The sequence below is a fragment of the Dyadobacter sp. CY327 genome (assembly GCF_021390415.1).
Classification (GTDB): domain Bacteria; phylum Bacteroidota; class Bacteroidia; order Cytophagales; family Spirosomataceae; genus Dyadobacter; species Dyadobacter chenhuakuii.
Window position 1 is genome coordinate 1054507 of record NZ_JAJUXJ010000001.1, and the last position, 18034, is coordinate 1072540.

The 18034-nt window shown below is 46.5% G+C and carries 15 protein-coding genes; 11 read left to right on the forward strand and 4 right to left on the reverse strand.

Annotated elements, in window-relative coordinates; translation table 11 throughout:
- Positions 1-13 precede the first annotated feature (13 nt).
- Complete coding sequence (locus LZG74_RS04505) at positions 14-463, reverse strand: DUF6934 family protein (protein WP_233795405.1); 450 nt, start codon at positions 461-463, stop codon at positions 14-16.
- Positions 463-3909 carry an isoleucine--tRNA ligase gene (gene ileS, locus LZG74_RS04510; RefSeq protein ID WP_233795406.1) on the reverse strand — a complete coding sequence of 1149 codons (3447 nt, stop codon included), beginning with the start codon at positions 3907-3909 and terminating at the stop codon, positions 463-465. The genes LZG74_RS04505 and ileS overlap by 1 nt, the downstream gene beginning before the upstream one ends.
- Before the next feature lie 196 nt (positions 3910-4105).
- Here ileS and can point away from each other — a divergent pair, with 196 nt between their 5' ends.
- From can to LZG74_RS04555, 9 genes are all read left to right on the forward strand, one after another.
- Positions 4106-4738: a carbonate dehydratase gene (gene can / locus LZG74_RS04515; protein ID WP_026630650.1), complete on the forward strand. Its 633-nt coding sequence runs from the start codon at positions 4106-4108 to the stop codon at positions 4736-4738.
- A gap of 109 nt (positions 4739-4847) precedes the next feature.
- Complete coding sequence (locus LZG74_RS04520; RefSeq protein ID WP_233795407.1) at positions 4848-6014, forward strand: PepSY domain-containing protein; 1167 nt, start codon at positions 4848-4850, stop codon at positions 6012-6014.
- Positions 6015-6132: 118 nt separating this feature from the next.
- Positions 6133-7152 carry a bile acid:sodium symporter family protein gene (locus tag LZG74_RS04525; RefSeq protein WP_233795408.1) on the forward strand — a complete coding sequence of 340 codons (1020 nt, stop codon included), beginning with the start codon at positions 6133-6135 and terminating at the stop codon, positions 7150-7152.
- An 11-nt stretch (positions 7153-7163) separates the two neighbouring features.
- Positions 7164-7778, forward strand: coding sequence for a DUF4230 domain-containing protein (locus LZG74_RS04530; protein WP_233795409.1), 615 nt, complete (start codon positions 7164-7166; stop codon positions 7776-7778).
- 29 nt (positions 7779-7807) lie between these two features.
- Positions 7808-9184, forward strand: coding sequence for a glutamine synthetase family protein (locus tag LZG74_RS04535; protein WP_233795410.1), 1377 nt, complete (start codon positions 7808-7810; stop codon positions 9182-9184).
- Between the two features lie 34 nt (positions 9185-9218).
- Positions 9219-9992 (forward strand): glucose 1-dehydrogenase, encoded by a 774-nt coding sequence (locus LZG74_RS04540; protein ID WP_233795411.1) that lies wholly within the window; start codon positions 9219-9221, stop codon positions 9990-9992.
- A 2-nt stretch (positions 9993-9994) separates the two neighbouring features.
- A complete protein-coding gene (locus tag LZG74_RS04545; protein WP_233795412.1) occupies positions 9995-11386 on the forward strand; it encodes an aldehyde dehydrogenase family protein in 1392 nt (463 codons plus the stop codon).
- On the forward strand, positions 11386-12090 hold the full coding sequence (locus tag LZG74_RS04550) for a glutamine amidotransferase-related protein (RefSeq protein WP_233795413.1): 705 nt from the start codon (positions 11386-11388) through the stop codon (positions 12088-12090). Before LZG74_RS04545 ends, LZG74_RS04550 begins: the two co-directional genes overlap by 1 nt.
- A 30-nt stretch (positions 12091-12120) precedes the next feature.
- Positions 12121-12639, forward strand: coding sequence for a phosphoribosyltransferase family protein (locus LZG74_RS04555; protein ID WP_233795414.1), 519 nt, complete (start codon positions 12121-12123; stop codon positions 12637-12639).
- Here LZG74_RS04555 and LZG74_RS04560 read toward each other — a convergent pair whose 3' ends face one another.
- Both LZG74_RS04560 and LZG74_RS04565 read right to left on the reverse strand, forming a co-directional pair.
- Positions 12640-14586, reverse strand: a complete 1947-nt coding sequence (locus LZG74_RS04560; protein WP_233795415.1) for a KUP/HAK/KT family potassium transporter — start codon at positions 14584-14586, stop codon at positions 12640-12642.
- A gap of 183 nt (positions 14587-14769) precedes the next feature.
- Entirely contained in the window at positions 14770-16119 is a 1350-nt protein-coding gene (locus LZG74_RS04565; protein WP_233795416.1) for an Nramp family divalent metal transporter, read from the reverse strand.
- Between the two features lie 154 nt (positions 16120-16273).
- Here LZG74_RS04565 and LZG74_RS04570 point away from each other — a divergent pair, with 154 nt between their 5' ends.
- Both LZG74_RS04570 and LZG74_RS04575 read left to right on the forward strand, forming a co-directional pair.
- On the forward strand, positions 16274-16936 hold the full coding sequence (locus LZG74_RS04570) for a metal-dependent transcriptional regulator (protein ID WP_026630661.1): 663 nt from the start codon (positions 16274-16276) through the stop codon (positions 16934-16936).
- 19 nt (positions 16937-16955) lie between these two features.
- Entirely contained in the window at positions 16956-18032 is a 1077-nt protein-coding gene (locus LZG74_RS04575; RefSeq protein ID WP_233796326.1) for an LptF/LptG family permease, read from the forward strand.
- The last annotated feature ends 2 nt before the right edge of the window (positions 18033-18034 follow it).

The following is an 18034-nucleotide window of genomic DNA, read 5'->3' on the forward strand; positions in this document are numbered from 1 at the left end:
AAACCAGTGTTTATCATGAAATTAAGAATTTCCGCGCTATTAAAAAACTTTCGAAAGATCCATTAGGTTCAAAGGTTAACCATTCGACGCCATTAAAACCTAAAATTTGCAGATCTTCCTGGACAACTTCCCACACTTTCCCGATTGCGATTTGATATAACCGATTTCTTGACTTGGAATTTCCAGTCAGCACGATGCGCCGCGCTGGATGTTCATTCAAATAGTTTAAAATGACAGCTATAACGGTCGCCATTATTTCCGGCATATCGCCGTTGTCGGTTACAGAGTCATCGATATAATTCTGCGTCACGGGATCAAAATCCAATAACGCAAGATTATAAACATCTATGCTAAGTTTGGAGAAAGAAATGGCTTTTTCGATAACTCCACGCTTGCCAATGCTTTCAAATTTATAGTGTGTTTCCGCTTCGTTCAGGACGAATGGATATGCCTCATACTGCATCAGGACACAACCTCAATCTTCACTTTCAACAAAAACTCATCCATTTCTATCTCGTTGGCTTCGCCGTTGAGGTCGTTGATGATGTTCAGTTCCAGGGCTTGTACTTCCTGGCAGATGTAATCGTTGTTGGCGGTTACGGCGCTGGCCAGCAGGCGGTCGTTGTCCTGTAATGTGATTTTTATTTTGTCTGTTACATCGAAACCACTGTCTTTCCGCAGGTTTTGAACGCGGTTGACGAAGTCACGTGCTATGCCTTCAAGACGCAGTTCGTCTGTGATCGTAACGTCCAGCGCTACTGTCAGACCGCCTTCGCTCGCTACCAACCAGCCTGGGACGTCCTCAGCGTGGATTTCTACGTCGGTAAGGGCAATTTCGATGGGAGATGATGCGCCGTTTAGGGTTATCGAGCCATTTTTCTCGATTTCCTTGATAGCTGCTTCGTCCATTGCGGAAATCGCTGCTGCCACTTCCTTCATTTTCGGGCCGAATTTCGGTCCTAATGTCTTGAAGTTTGGTTTGATCTTTTTGATCAATATGCCGCTGTCATCATGCACGAATTCAATGTTCTTGACATTAACCTCCGACAAAATAATGGACTTAACCTGCTCAATCTGACGTTTTGTAATATCATTCAGCACAGGGATCAAAATCTTGGAGAGCGGCTGGCGCACTTTGATCTTATGCCCCTTACGGATGGAGTGGACCAGTGAACTGATCGTTTGTGCTTGTTCCATGGCGGCTTCCAGGTCCAGATCAACATATTCTGCTTCGATCTTAGGCCAGTAAGTCAAATGCACAGATTCGTATTGATGGCCGGTGTTATTAGCAATCGAAGCGGCGCGGTCGCCGTCTGTCAGGTTTTTATATAACCATTCTCCAAAAAACGGAGCAATCGGCGACATGAGCTGCGAAACGGTAACCAGGCAATGCTGCAAAGTTTCGTAGGCGGCTTGTTTGTCTTCCGTAAGACCTTCACCGGAATCCTGCGAGGGGTTCCAGAAACGGCGGCGGTTGAGACGGATATACCAGTTGGAAAGCTGATCGGTCACAAAATCCTGAACAAGTCTTCCGGCTTTGGTCGGGTTGTAATCATCAAATTGCTCACCAACTTCTTTCACCAATGTATTCAGCTTCGATAAGATCCAGCGATCCAGTTCGGTGCGTTTTTCAATAGACACAGAAACGGTCTCGTGGAACTCATAACCATCCAGATTGGCATATAATGCGAAGAAATTGTAAGTGTTTACAAGCGTTCCGAAAAACTTCCGCTGCACTTCACCAATGCCTTCAATGTTGAATTTAAGGTTATCCCAGGGTTCGGCATTGGTGATCATATACCAGCGCGTAGCATCAGGACCGAATTTGGATAGGGTAGCAAATGGGTCAACCGCATTGCCAAGACGCTTGGACATTTTGTTGCCATTTTTATCTAAAACCAAACCGGTAGAAACGACATTCTTGAATGCAACAGAATCAAACAACATCCCGGCGATGGCGTGCAGGGTAAAGAACCAGCCGCGCGTTTGATCCACGCCTTCGGAGATGAAATCTGCCGGATAACTTTGCTCGAAAATCTCTTTATTTTCAAAAGGATAATGCCATTGCGCGTAAGGCATAGCGCCCGAATCAAACCAGACGTCGATCAAATCCGGCTCGCGGTGCATGATGTGGCCCTTTTTCGAAACCAAAACAATGTTATCCACATACGGCCTGTGCAGGTCGTAATCGCCATTTTCCAGCTTTAATAAATATTCCGAATTTTTAGCAGCCTGTTCTCTTGTCAGGTTTTCCGAAAGCAATGCTTCTTCCAGCTGATCTTTCAGTTCTTCAATTGAGCCGATGCAGATTTCTTCACCATGCTCGTTGCGCCAGATCGGCAGGGGCGTTCCCCAGTAACGGGAGCGGGACAGGTTCCAGTCGACCAGGTTTTCAAGCCAGTTGCCAAAACGGCCCGTTCCGGTGCTTTCCGGCTTCCAGTTGATTGTTTTGTTTAGCTCCACCAGGCGGTCTTTCATCGCTGTGGTTTTGATAAACCAGCTGTCCAGCGGATAATATAAAACCGGCTTATCCGTACGCCAGCAATGCGGGTAGGGGTGTTCGTATTTTTCTACTTTAAATGCCTTGCCTTCTTCTTTCAGCTTGATCGCTATGAGGACATCCGTTGCCCTGAATTCCGGATCATTTTGTTCTTCCTCCGAATAATATTCAGGCTTAACGAAGCGGCCTGCGTAATCTGTGATCTCTTTTACAAAACGCCCCTGGCGGTCCACAATGGGCACATCTTTGCCGGTCTCGTCTTTCACCATAATGGCCGGAATGCCATTGGCTTGCGACACCCGGAAGTCATCCGCACCGAATGTCGGAGATGTATGCACAACCCCCGTTCCGTCCTCGGTCGTAACGAAGTCGCCCAGAATGACGCGGAATGCAGGTTTCGCAGACGGCTCAACCTTAGGCTGCACATAGGGCATTAGTTGCTCGTATTCAATACCTTCCAGATCTTTTCCTTTTAATTCTTTCAGGATAGTCCAGGGCAAAAGCTTTTTCTCACTGGCTTCATAACCTGCAAAGTCACCGTCACGCCCCTTTTCAGAGAAATATTTTGAGATGAGGTCCTTTGCCAAAACCACTGCGACGGGCGCATGTGTGTAAGGGTTAAAGGTTTTTACCAGAACATAAGTAATGTTGCCGCCAACTGTCAATGCCGCGTTTGCAGGAAGCGTCCAGGGCGTGGTTGTCCAGGCCAGGATGCGGATATCGGACCCAGAAAAGTCTGCGAAAACCTCTGCGGCTTTTGCGCCCTGTGTCTTAAACATGGCCACAATGGTCGTGTCCTTCACATCTTTGTAGGTCCCGGGCATGTTCAGCTCGTGAGACGAAAGTCCGGTTCCTGCGGCTGGTGAATAAGGTTGGATCGTGTAACCTTTGTATAACAAACCTTTGTCGTAGAGCTTTTTAAGCAGATTCCAAAGGCTCTCAATGTATTCGCTTTTGTAAGTAATATAAGGATCTTCCAGATCAACCCAATAACCCATTTTTTCGGTCAGGTCATTCCATTGATCTGTAAATTTCATGACGGTCTGGCGGCATTTTTCGTTGTAATCTTCAACGGAAATCGTCTTTCCAATGTCATCTTTGATGATGCCCAGCTCTTTCTCAACCTGCAATTCCACAGGCAGTCCGTGCGTATCCCAGCCTCCTTTTCTTTTAACCTGAAAACCCTGTAATGTCTTGTAACGGCAAAAGATATCCTTGATCGAACGCGCCATAACGTGGTGAATGCCAGGCGTTCCGTTCGCGGAAGGCGGGCCTTCGAAGAATGTAAATGAAGGTGCACCTTCGCGTGTTTCAACCGACGCTTCAAATATCTTTTTGTCTTTCCAGAATTTCAGGACTTCGTCTCCAATCTGCGGATAACTCAGGTTTTTATACTCGTTGTATTTCATATGTGCTGTTAGCTGTTAGCGCTAGACTATTAGCTTTCTAATGTAAAAACAATGTATTAATAACACCAAACGGGATTTTAAGAGCGCAAAATTACGATTTTTTTTCTGCTAAAAGGATGCTTGGATTTCAATGAATGTGAAAGCATATTCTTATTTTGCAGCGCTTTCACAAGCTGTAACACTACTCAAAATATATATGGAACAATATCAAAGGCTGCTTGACTTCAATAAGACCTGGGCTGCCGAGCAGTTAGGCGTGGATGAATCTTATTTCGAGATTCTTGCCAAAGATCAAAAGCCCGATTTTTTATGGATCGGGTGTGCGGACAGCCGCGTTCCGGCGGAAGACCTTACGGGCTCGCGGCCTGGTGAAATGTTTGTGCACCGCAATGTGGCCAACCTGGTCGTGCATACGGATATGAACATGCTGAGTGTGCTGCAATATGCAGTTGAAGTGCTGCATGTCAAGCACATTCTGGTCGTTGGACATTACCAATGTGGCGGCGTGAGAGCTGCCATGACAAACAATGATTTTGGGTTGATCAACAAATGGTTGTGCAACATTAAAGATGTGTACGACAAGCATGAAACTGAACTGGAAGCCATCGACGATCAAGGCAAGCGTTTTGACAGGCTCGTTGAGCTGAATGTAATCCAGCAGGTGAAAAATCTTGCCAAAACCGACATTGTACAACGGGCGTGGAAGAAAAACCAGTCTTTGCATTTACATGGTTGGGTTTATGGAATGCACGACGGCATCTTAAAGCCAATCATCGACATGCCGCCAGGCACTGAGGTTACCGGCATTTACAAGTATCAATTTGACTGAAAAACAAGAAATCCTGGTCCTGATCGACCGGGATTTCTTGTTTTTTAAAATGTTCACACTACATTAGTAATTTGATTGAGTCTAAATAGTGATTAGGAGCATTGCGTCAATGAAGAAACTGATCGGGAAATTACATCTTTACCTTGGCCTGACATCCGGGATTATTGTGTTTGTAGTAGCCATAACGGGTTGTATCCTGGCTTTTGAGCACGAAATAAAAAGCTTTACACAACCTTACATGTTTGTAGAGCCGCCGGTAAATGCCAAAGTGCTGCCTCCATCGGTTTTACAGGCAAGCGCTGAAAAAATGCTTCCCGGCAAAAAGGCAAACGGCGTGCTATACGGCGTCCCGACGCGCAATGCAGAAGTGGGCTTTTACAATGCGAATCCTGAATATTATTATGTCGTCTATGTGAATCCTTACACGGCCGAAGTGCAGCACGTCTGGAACGAAGAGGGCGATTTTTTCCACTTTATCTTACACGGACATTATTATTTATGGTTGCCGCCGACCATTGGCCAGCCCGTTGTGGCGTCGGCGACATTGGTTTTCCTTGTGATGTTGATCAGCGGACTAGTGCTTTGGTGGCCCAAAAATAAATCGGCAGCAAAACAGCGCTTCTCAATCAAATGGAATGCTGCGTGGAGGCGGAAAAATTACGATCTGCACAACGTTTTCGGTTTTTATGTTTTGTCAATCGGCTTCCTATTAGGCTTTACGGGGCTTGTCTGGGGTTTCAAATGGTTTTCCCAGGGACTTTATACGGCAACGGGCGGTAAGGGCTCGGACGAATATTACCTTCCAGCTTCGGATTCAACATTGCTAGCCGGTGCGTTTACGCCTATTACCGCTGTCGACAAGGCATGGCTTGCATTGAAAAAGGAATATCCGGTTAATGAGGGGATCAATGTTTCGATTCCGCATACCAAATCTGAATCGATCTTCTCTTTCGTGAATTTCAGGGCTGGGACTTACTACAATGTTGATTACAATTATTTTGACCAGTATTCCCTTAAAAAAATAAAAATGACGGGCCCTTATTCAGGCCGTTTTAAGGATGCCGACTTTGCAAATACATTGCGGAGAATGAATTATGACATTCACGTAGGGGCAATTTTAGGGCTTCCGGGCAAGATCATTGTTTTTCTGGCCAGCCTCATTTGTGCCAGCCTGCCCGTAACCGGAACGATTATCTGGTGGGGCAGAAGGAAAAAGCAGTCCAGGAAACCTAAGAAAAGCCCGCGCGCATTACAGCCGGACCTCGTCGCCAGATAACCCGCTTCGTTTAATCTGGCTGCCGTCGATCTGCTTTTAAGGTAAAATATTTCGTCCTGAAAGGAATTTTAGATTAAACTTTTCGCCTTCTATAGGAAACGACCTATATTGGGAACCGATGAATAAAATATTTGATACAGCCAAAAAAGCAGGTTTGGACGGCTTTATGCTTGCTTTGCTAACCATGATATTGCTGGCCTGGCTTTGGCCATATCCTGGCATGAAGGACAGTCCGCTGCCGCTTTCAGAGATCTCTACCATTGCCGTTTCCATCATTTTCTTTTTTTACGGGTTAAGGTTAAGTCCTGAAAAACTGCGCGCCGGACTGGTCAACTGGAAGTTGCATGTAATGGTGCATTTATCCACGTTTGTCCTTTTTCCATTGCTTGCCCTGGCTTTCCGGCCCCTTTTCAAATCGGATGACAGTCAGACATTATGGCTGGCGATATTCTTTCTGACTGCGCTTCCTTCCACGGTGTCGTCGTCCGTTGTTATGGTTTCCATCGCAAAAGGCAATATTCCGGCGGCCATCTTTAACGCTAGCATTTCGAGCCTGATCGGCGTTTTTCTTACACCATTATGGATGGGGCTGGTGATGGATGCGGGCACAGGGCACGCCGGTCCCGGGCATTTTGATCTGCTTTCAGTAGTCGGAAAGTTGTCTTTACAAGTATTATTACCAGTTTGTGCGGGCATTGCATTGAATAAAAGGTGGGGCCCTTTTGCCGAGCGATATAAAAAATACATCCGCTATTTCGATCAGTTTTCGATTTTGCTTATCGTTTACACCTCTTTTTGTGAATCGTTCGGGGAGCATTTGTTTAGTTCGCTGGGACTAAAAGAAATTGTATTTTTAGGGATAGGAATGCTGTCGCTGTTTTTCGGGATTTATTTCCTGCTCACATTCATCAGCAACCTGTTACATTTCAACCATGAGGACAGAATCACGGCCGTATTCTGCGGTTCCAAAAAATCCCTGGTGCAGGGCGCAGTAATGTCCAAAGTGCTTTTTCCAGGCGCTCAGGCAGGGTTAATGTTGCTTCCGATCATGATTTATCATGCTTTGCAACTAATTGCGGCGAGTATCATTGCGCAGCGGATGGCGCGTTTGAACGAGGAGGAGCGGATTATTAATTAAAACAGAATGATATGCGTTGGATAGTGCGTTTGCTTGTGTTGATCCTTTTGCTGGCCGGGCTTCAATCGATATGGAGTAATTTCAGGGCGGGTAACTGGGTGCCGGATTGGCTGGGCAGCCAGGATAAATCCGAGACGACGCACGCGCTGGTTTTGCAGGAAATAACGACAATGGGTAAGTTGGAATTGGTAAAATATAATTTTAAAGACGTTGTTGAACAGCAGATTACAAAAATGTGGCTGCCCAATGCGAAGGCTATACTAATCGTCCAGGGCGAGGCGATCGGCTGTATTGATCTGACCAAAGTTGAAATTGCCGACATTACATCCGAAGCGGAAACACTGGTTGTGAATATGCCTGAGCCGGAACTTTGTGTTTTTAAAATAGACCATAGTAAATCAAGGGTTTACAATACAGAATATGCTTTCAATGAAGAAGCCAAGCTTGTCCAGGAAGCATACAAACAGGCGGAAAAGCAAATCCAGCGATCCGCTCTTGATATGGGAATTTTGGAACAGACCCAGATCAATGCCCGCAAAATACTGACCCCGGTTTTGGAAAAAGCATCGGGGAAAAAAGTGGTTTTGAAGTTTCCGCTAAATACCAAAATAGACAAGTTGCGTTGATATCAATTTCAAAAAATTAGCCCTTTCCAATGAGTAAAAGAGGATTCCTTACGCAAGAAGAACTTACAGCTAAGATCGGGGAAGGGTTGATAGAAACCATCGTTGTTGCTTTCACAGACCATTATGGCCGCCTGATGGGCAAGCGTGTGGATGCCGATTATTTCCTCGATTCGGTGATTAAATCAGGCACGCACGGATGTAATTATCTGCTCACCACGGACATGGCTATGGACCCCGTTCCGGGCTATAAATATGCCAATTGGGAGCTTGGTTATGGTGATTTTCACCTCGTGCCCGATCTCGCAACATTGCGGATTGCGGATTGGCTGGACAAGACGGCATTGGTAATTTGTGACCTGCATAATGAGAAATTGCATGCATTGGAGTCAATCGGTCCAAGATCGATTTTGAAAAAACAGCTGGAAATATTGCAAGCAGATGGTTTACAATGCTTTGCGGCCTCTGAACTTGAATATTATCTGTTGGAAAACAGCTATAAACAAGCATTCCAGCAAAATTATCAAAACCTGACACCGGCAGGCTATTATCTTGAAGATTACCACATTATGCAAGGAACGCGTAATGAAAAATATACTTCCGCAGTAAGGCGGCATTTGAAAAATTCGGGCATTGAAATTGAAACTTCAAAAGGTGAATGGGGGCTGGGGCAGCATGAATTGAATGTAAAGTATGCAGAAGTGCTTCCTATGGCCGATAACCATGTGGTTTACAAGCAATGTTTGAAGGAAGTGGCGGATGCCATGGGCCTGTCTGTGACATTCATGGCCAAGTTTCAATCCGACCAGGCCGGTTCCAGCAGCCATATTCATATGAGTTTGTGGAAAGATGGCCAGAATGCATTTGCAGGCGATCAGGAATTCGGGCCGGTGAAAGGTTCTGATATTTTTCGCTGGTTTTTGGGGGGCTGGATCCAGCATGTGCCGGATGTGATGCCGTTTTATGCGCCTACGATCAATTCATACAAGCGTTTTGTAGATGGTTCCTGGGCACCCACACGCCTTGCATGGAGTTACGACAACCGGACGGCAGGCTTCCGTGTAGTAGGAAGCGGCGCCAGCTTGCGCATTGAATGCCGCATCCCGGGAGCGGATTGCAATCCGTATCTGGCTTTTGCAGCATCATTAGCTTCGGGTCTGGATGGGATCAAAAACAAAATAGAGCCGCCGGAATGTTTCATAGGGGACATTTATGCCGCCGCCCATTTGCCACGCGTTCCTTATACGCTCGCAGAAGCTACAACATTATTTGAAAACAGTGAATTTGCTAAAAATACATTTGGCAAAGAAGTCGTCGAGCATTACAGCCATTTTTTCAGATCCGAGCAAAGGGCGTACGACACGTCCGTGACGGACTGGGAAAGAAAGCGGTATTTTGAACAGATATAACTCAATTACTATCCATATTAACCCCATAAAATCCATGCGTTTAGAAAATAAAGTTGCGCTGATAACCGGCGGAAGTGGCGGAATCGGGCGTGAAACTGCACTTTTGTTTGCCAAAGAAGGAGCAAAAGTTGTTGTTACCGACGTCAATGATGCGGCCGGACAGGAAACTGCCGATGAGATCGTTGCTAACGGAGGCGAGGCGTTCTTCCTGCATTCGGACGTTTCCAAAGCCGCTGATAATGAGGCGGCCGTTGCATTCGCGGAAGAAAAATTCGGCAAGCTCAACATCATTTTCAACAACGCGGGCATTATGCACAGCGACGATGACAATGCCATGACAACCGACGAGTCCATCTGGGACCTGACGATGAATATCAATGCTAAAGGGGTGTTTTTAGGCTGTAAATACGGCATTCCTGCATTGCAGCGCGCAGGCGGCGGTTCGATAATCAACACTGCCTCTTTCGTCGCAATATTAGGTGCTGCTACACCGCAGGTTGCTTATACGGCTAGTAAAGGAGCTGTTTTGGCGTTGACGCGCGAGCTGGCCATTATTCATGCGCGTGAAAATATCCGCGTCAATGCATTGTGTCCCGGTCCGCTGCGCACGGAGTTGCTGATGAAATTTTTAAATACCGAAGAGAAAAAACAACGCAGGCTGGTCCACATTCCCATGGGCCGCTTCGGCGAGGCGAAAGAAATGGCTTATGCCGCATTGTTCTTAGCTTCCGATGAATCCTCATTTGTAACAGGAACGGATTTTCTGGTTGACGGCGGGATCACTTCTGCCTATGTAACGCCCCTCTGATCATGGCAACTCAAAAAACGATAAGCCCGATTGACGGCTCCGTATATGTGGAACGCACCTTAGCAGAGCCGCAGGAAGTTGAAACAGCATTGGCTAAGGCCGTTGCTGCACAAAAAGAATGGCGAAAAACTTCGCTGGATGAACGGGAAGCGATCTGCCGGAAAGCGGTGGAATATTTCCTAAATAATGCAGATGAAATTGGACTGGAACTGACCTGGCAAATGGGCCGGCCCATCCGCTATACAGCCAATGAGATCAGAAAAGGATTTCAGGAACGCGCTAATTATATGATTTCCATCGCACCGAAAGCGCTGGCAGATGTGGAAGTGGAGGAAATTGCAGGGTTTAAAAGGTTTATCAGGAGGGATCCATTGGGCGTTGTTTTCGTGGTTGCGCCGTGGAATTATCCATATCTGACTTCCGTAAATTCCGTAATTCCAGCTATTATGGCAGGTAATGCGGTTATTTTGAAGCATGCGCAGCAAACACCATTGTGTGCCGAGCGCTATGCCGCGGCTTTTGAGTATGCCGGTTTACCTGAGGGTGTATTTCAATATCTGCATTTAAATCATGAGCAGGTTGCCCGGGTGATTGTGGATACGCGCATTGATTACGTGGCATTTACAGGCTCGGTGGAAGGCGGACATGCAGTCCAAAGGGCGATTAATGAACGTTTTATCATTGGCGGACTGGAATTGGGCGGTAAAGATCCTGCCTATGTGCGCGCGGATGCTGATCTGGCAGACGCGGTCGAAAATCTCGTGGATGGTTCGTTCTTTAATTCGGGGCAGTCGTGCTGTGGGATCGAACGGATTTATGTGCATAAGGACGTTTATGATCAGTTTGTTACGGACTTTGCAGCATTGACCAAAACTTACACTTTGGGAGATCCTACAAACACCGGAACAACGCTCGGCCCGATGGTCCGCACGGCGGCAGCTGAATTTGCGCAAAAGCAGATAAATGAAGCCATTTCGCAAGGTGCTACGGCATTGATCGATCCGGAACTCTTCCCTGCACACCAGTCCGGGACGCCGTATTTTGCACCACAAGTGCTTGTTAATGTGAACCATAATATGAATGTGATGACCGAGGAAACATTCGCGCCGGTGGTCGGCATTATGCCTGTGGAAAGTGATGAGGAGGCCATCAGGTTGATGAATGACAGCCAGTACGGGCTTACTGCTTCCATCTGGACATCGGATGTAGAAGCCGCGCTGGCAATAGGTGAGCAAGTGGAAACCGGAACCTGGTTCATGAACCGCTGCGATTATTTAGATCCTGCCCTGGCATGGACCGGTGTAAAGAACTCTGGCAGAGGCTGCACGCTTTCCACGGTCGGTTATGAAGCATTGACCCGACCAAAATCATTTCATTTGAAAATTAACGCATAATGGCGGTGAAAGTTGGCTTACTCGAATGCGATCACGTGCGGGAAGAGCTGCGGCACATAGCGGGCGATTACCGGGACATGTTTCCGGCCCTGTTTTCAAATGTGGCACCGGAGTGGGAACTTCATTTCTATGATGTCTGCAATGGTCACTTTCCCGTGTCCGTCGAGGAGTGTGACATCTACATTTGCACTGGTTCCAAAAGTTCGGTTTATGATCAGGAAGATTGGATTACCCGGTTAAAAAACTTCGTGGTGGACATTTATCAGTCCCAAAAAACATTTATTGGTGTCTGTTTCGGGCATCAGATGTTGGGAGAGGCATTAGGCGGCAAAGTGGAAAAATCACCGGTTGGCTGGTGTGTGGGCGTGCATCGTTTCCAGCTCACCGCCCGGGAAAGCTGGATGCATCCGTTTACAGATGCATTTAATTTGCTGATGATGTGCCAGGATCAGGTGGTACAATTACCGCCTGATGCTACATTAATGGCCGAAACGCCCGACTGCCCGCATGCCATGTTCCGCGTGGGCGAGCGCATGTTGGGGATACAGGCGCATCCTGAGTTTTCTAAAAAATATGACCAGGCATTAATGGAGCTCCGGGTAGAGCGCATTGGCGAAAAAAAGGTTGAACTGGGCATCGCCAGTCTGGAATTGCCGACGCAGGAAATCATGTTTGCGCATTGGATAAAGAACTTCTCTTCTTAATTTTATCCCAACAAGCATTAAGCTCACCCAATGACCGACAGTACAATTTCAAAGAAACGCCAGATATTAAGTCCGCTTCAAACGAGCCAGAAGATCCGCAGGATCGCGTTTGAAATATATGAGCATAATTTTGAAGAAACGAGCATTATCATCGCCGGAATAGCCGGGGAAGGTTATGCTTTTGCAAAAAGGCTCGTTGCCGAGCTCACGGACATTTCCCCGCTGCATGTCGAGCTCGTTGAGCTGCGTTTTGACAAACACATTCATTTCCAGAGTCCTGTGATTTTTGACAAGGATGTTCAGATCGAAAATCAGGTCATTGTTATTGCCGACGACGTGCTGAACACCGGACGGACATTGGCTTTTGCTTTGGAACCCTTCCTGAAAGTGAGTATGAAAAAAGTGCAGGTTGCCGTTGTCGTGGACAGGAGCCATCACAAATTCCCTATCCACGCAGACTACGTGGGTTATGCGCTGAGTACCACGCTTACTGAGCACGTAGAAGTGGTTTTAAGCCGTGCGGAGGAAGAAGGTGTTTATCTGAAATAATCAGTTAAAAACGCGCCGCAGCTTCACATTTTCAACCGGCCTGATGATCAAAGGCACTTTCTCGATTTTCACCGAGCTGCTGTCCAGTCCAAACCACTTGTCCTCAGACGTGGTGAAGTCTTTAACAAAGAAATAAGTCTTCATCACGAGCTGTTCAAACAGCGGCAGGTCGTTTTCAAATGACAGGAACCTTTCCAGCACAACAAAACGGAAATCACCCGTAATGTTCTGTCTGCTAAGGGATTCGTATCGGCTGGTAATGTCCACTTCCTTGTTCATTACCATATCTTCCACCACTTTCCTGAAGAACATATTGATCCGCTGATCCACCCGGAAGCCCAGACGGAAATTGATCTTGATTACATTATCATTGTTATCGTCGTCGGACAACACCTTGTATTCCATTGTGTACGGATCATCTGTAATGTCAACGTGGATAAACCAGTAAACGTCAGCACGTTTCGGCCGTTTTTGGAATATGGAATAAATCACTTTTGTCTCGATCTCCGTAGCCCGGGAAGCATTGGTCATGAACACCAGGTGCGTCGTGTATTTGGGGATACTGATGTCGCGGCTGAGCTCGTGCAGGGCTGGTAAATATTTTTCCAGTTTCGTGTATTCCGTCAAACGCAGCTTAATGTAGAAGGCTTTAAGCCAGATCGTCATCAAACCAGCAACCACTGTTCCCACCAGAATCGTAAACCAGCCTCCGTGCGTGAATTTCAGGAGGTTAGCGCCCAGGAACATGCCTTCGATAAATAAATAGAAAAGCATGAAGGCGATCACGATCCAGAGATTTACCCGTTTGATATACAGATAATAAGAGAAGAGAATGGTCGTCATGATCATCGTCAGCGTAATGGCCAGACCATACGCAGCCTCCATATTGGATGATTTTCCAAAATATAAAACTACACCGCAGCAGCCCAGCCAAAGCAGCCAGTTGATACTCGGCACGTAGAGTTGTCCTTTCTGATCGCTTGGATAAATTAAGCGCACTTTTGGCCAGAAATTCAGGCGTATTGCTTCAGAGATTAAGGTAAATGAGCCGGTTATAACAGCCTGGCTGGCGATAATCGCTGCCAATGTTGCTATCACAACGCCGGGCAGCAACCACCATTCGGGCATGATTTCATAGAATGGCTTGCGTGCTTCCAAAAGATTACCCATTTCGGTAAGAAGCCATGCTCCCTGGCCGAAATAATTGAGTAACAAGCATATTTTTACAAAAATCCAGCTCACCCGGATGTTCTCCCGGCCGCAATGTCCAAGATCCGAATACAATGCTTCGGCTCCTGTTGTACAAAGAAAAACAGCTCCCAGGATCCAGAAACCGCCAGGGTGTTTGGTTATCAGGTCGTAGCCGTAGACAGGATTTAGCGCTTTTAAGATTTCCGGATGCTCCATGATCTGGTGGAGACCAAGCACGCCCAGCATCACAAACCAGGTAACCATAATAGGGCCAAAAGCACGCCCAACAACCTTTGTTCCAAATGCCTGAATAACAAAAATCAGCGTCAGGATACTAATTACGATGGGTATAGTCTGAATGTTGGGATAAATAAGCTGCAAACCTTCAACGGCAGATGATACGGAAATGGGTGGGGTAATGATCCCATCTGCAAGCAGTGTACTGCCGCCGATCACGGCCGGGACCGTGAGCCATTTGGCGTGCTTGCGAACAAGCGCATAGAGGGCGAAAATCCCACCTTCGCCCTTATTATCGGCCCGCAGGATGAGGATTACATATTTGACGGTTGTCTGTAAAGTAAGTGTCCAGAAAATACAGGAAATGGCGCCATAAATGATCTCTTCGGTAATGACTTCATTCAGGATGATCGCCTGCATTACATACAGGGGCGAAGTGCCTATATCACCATAAATAATCCCGAATGCAACCAGTACACCGGCTGCCGTAATCTTGTTCAATTTATGCTTTGATTCCATTCACTTTAGGTCGAAAAAACGGCGAAAGTTAGGAAACCGCATGCAAAAAGGTTCTTACATGGATAAAATTAATTTTCAATCAGACACTTCTTTGCGAACGTATGCGGGAAGAAATGTGTTTTGGGCGGCAAGTTGTGGCCGGGAGCAGGGGAGACTTTGTTAAACTAAGTTAAAGTTTAAGGTTCAAAAGAAGGTTTTCCAAAGCAAAAAGAGGTTCAAACTAATAATAATCAGGGTGATTACACAGGCCAAAACGGTCAGAAATCGCGAATTGGCGAAGCGTCCCATGATCTTACTGTTGGACGTGAAGAACACCAGCGGCACCACAGCAAAGCTCAGTTGCAACGACAAAATCACCTGACTGAAAACGAGCAGGTCCGCCGTTCCTTTCTCGCCATATAATGATGAAACGATCAGTGCCGGAATGATGGCAATGCCCCGGGTTATGAGCCTGCGCAGCCAGGGTTTAAGACGGATATTTAAAAAACCCTCCATTACGATCTGCCCGGCCAATGTGCCTGTCAATGTAGAACTTTGCCCGGAAGCAAGTAAAGCCAGCGCGAAAAATATCCCGGCCAGGCCTACGCCCAAAACCGGATCCAGCAGGTGATATGCGTCCGTAATGTCTGCAATTTCAAAGTGTCCGTTTGCGTGAAAAGCGGTTGCGGCGAGGATCAGGATGGAGGCGTTAATGAAGAATGCAAGTGCGAGGGAAACCGTAGAATCGATGGTTGCGAAGCGTATGGCTGATTTTTTTCCTTCGTCATTCCTGTTATACGCCCTGGTCTGGACAATGCTGGAATGCAGGTAAAGGTTATGCGGCATCACGGTAGCGCCCAAAATCCCAATCGCAATGTACAGCATTCCCGAGTCGGTCACTATTTGTGTTCTTGGGATCAAACCGTCGACGATTCCGGCGATAGAAGGCTGGGACACGATCATTTCATAGATAAAGCTCAGCAGGATAATCCCCATTAAACCGGCGACGATACTCTCAATAATCCGAAAGCCTTTTTGTTGAAAATAAAGAACCAGCAGCACATCAAGCGCCGTAAAAACTACGCCTACGGGCAATGGAAGCCCGAAAAGCAGGTTTAGTGCAATGGCTGAACCGATCACTTCGGCAAGGTCGGTGGCGGCAATGGCAATTTCAGAAAGTATCCAGAGCACAAATGAAACCGGCCTGGAATAGTAATCGCGGCAGGCTTGTGCAAGGTCACGTCCTGACGCAATGCCCAATTTGAGCGAAAGATGCTGCAAAAGCATCGCAAAAAGGTTGGAAATCAGGATTACAGATAACAATGTGTAGCCAAACCGCGAACCGCCTTCAATGTCCGTTGCCCAGTTTCCCGGATCGATATAACCCACGGCGACCATGAGTCCGGGACCTGTAAAGGCCATCAGTTTCCGCCAAAATCCCGCGCCTTCCGGAACTGTTATGGATGAATGCACCTCCGATAAAGAAGCAAGTCTTCCACCTTCACCGGGTGTTACATTACGCGAGGTTTCTTTGATTTTCAAACTATCAAGCATTTTTTAAAGCCGTTGTAATAAACAATTTAGTTTACTAAAAACAAAGATAAATGTTTTCACAAATATATTTTTAGAGTAGTCTAAATTTTTTATTTTCCGATTAGTAAGTCGTACTTTTGTTCATATCAAGATTAATGCCTTGGTGATGACTTCAATGCAAAACTCCTTCACAGAAGAAAATTATTTAAAGATCATTCACTCACTTTCCGGCCGGGAGGGCGTGGAGGTCAGTACGAATGCGCTGGCAGAAAGCACATCCACCCGCGCCGCTTCCGTGACAGATATGTTACGTAAACTGGCGGAAAAAGGATTAATCCATTATAAAAAATACCAGGGCGTAAGGCTTACGGACAGCGGCGAGAAGGTTGCGATCAAGGTGATCCGCAAGCATCGGCTATGGGAAGTATTTTTGGTTGAGAAATTGGGCTTTGGCTGGGATGAGGTGCACGACATTGCGGAAGAATTGGAACATATCCCATCTGAGATCCTGGTCGAGAAACTGGACACATTTCTGGGTCACCCCAGATTTGACCCTCACGGCGACCCGATCCCCGACGCCAAAGGCAACCTGACCGAGCCGGATTATACCATATTGACGGACATTCAGGTGGGTGAAAAAGTGTTGATGATGGGTGTGCTGGATCACGCACCTTCCTTTTTGCAGCATCTGGATCGGTCCGGGATTACTTTGGGCGCTGTTATAGAAGTGAAAGAAATTAATGAATATGATAAATCAGCTTCTGTACAAATAAACGGCGGTCAGACGTTGTTTATCAGTCTCGAGGTGTCCAAAAATTTACTGGTTCAGCGCCGATGAGACTTCCCCAGCCATGAGATTGAAAATACTGGATCGTTATCTGATCAAAAATTTCCTGATAACATACGTTTTCGTTGCATTCGTGATCGTGCTTATCATTTGCATGATCGATTACACGGAAAAGGTGGATGACTTTCTGGAAAAAAAGGCGCCGCTCAACGAGATCATCGTCGATTATTACTTCAACCTCATTCCTTACTGGATCAATTACATCAGTCCGCTGATGGTTTTTATTGCTACGGTTTTTTTTACTTCCCGGATTGCGGCCCGCACGGAGATCATAGCCATGCTCAGCAGCGGGATCAGCTTCGGGCGGATGCTGTTGCCTTACATGATCGGCGCAACGGTTTTAGGATGTCTCACATTCGTTCAGGTAGGCTGGATTTTGCCCAAAGCAAATAAGGTCCGTAACAGCTTTGAGAAGACTTATGTGAAGCAGGAATTCTATTTCAGCGGCCATAATGTCCACATTACCATCGCCCCGGATGTGTATGCTTACCTGGAAAGCTATAATACGATGACCAAGACCGGGAATAAATTCACGATGGAAACGATAAAGGGCAATAAGCTTTTGCAGAAATTCTACGCGGATAAAATCGTTTGGCAGCCCAAAAAAGGCAAATGGACTTTGCAAAATTACCAGGTCCGGACATTGGATAGCCTAGGTGAAAAGCTGCGTGCGGGCGCAGAAATTGACACTACGATCAATTTATCCCCCAAAGATTTTGAAAGCGATTATAACCTTTTTGAAACATTCACCTTACCCGAGCTGAATGCATACATTGACCTCCTCAAAAGTCGCGGTGCGGATGGTCTGGAAGTTTATTTAATTGAAAAATACATTCGGTTTACCCAACCTTTCGCCATTCTGATCCTTACTGCGATCGGCGTAATAGTGTCCGCCAGAAAAAGCCGGCGAGGCGTAGGCTGGCAGATTGCGCTCGGGTTTATGCTGGCATTTATTTACATATTATTCTTTCTTTTGTCAAAAGGTGTGGCGGAGGCGGGCACGATCAACACATTGTTTGCGGTTTGGCTGCCCAACATTGTTTTTTCATGCATAGGGCTGATTTTGTATAAAACATTGCCCCGTTAACC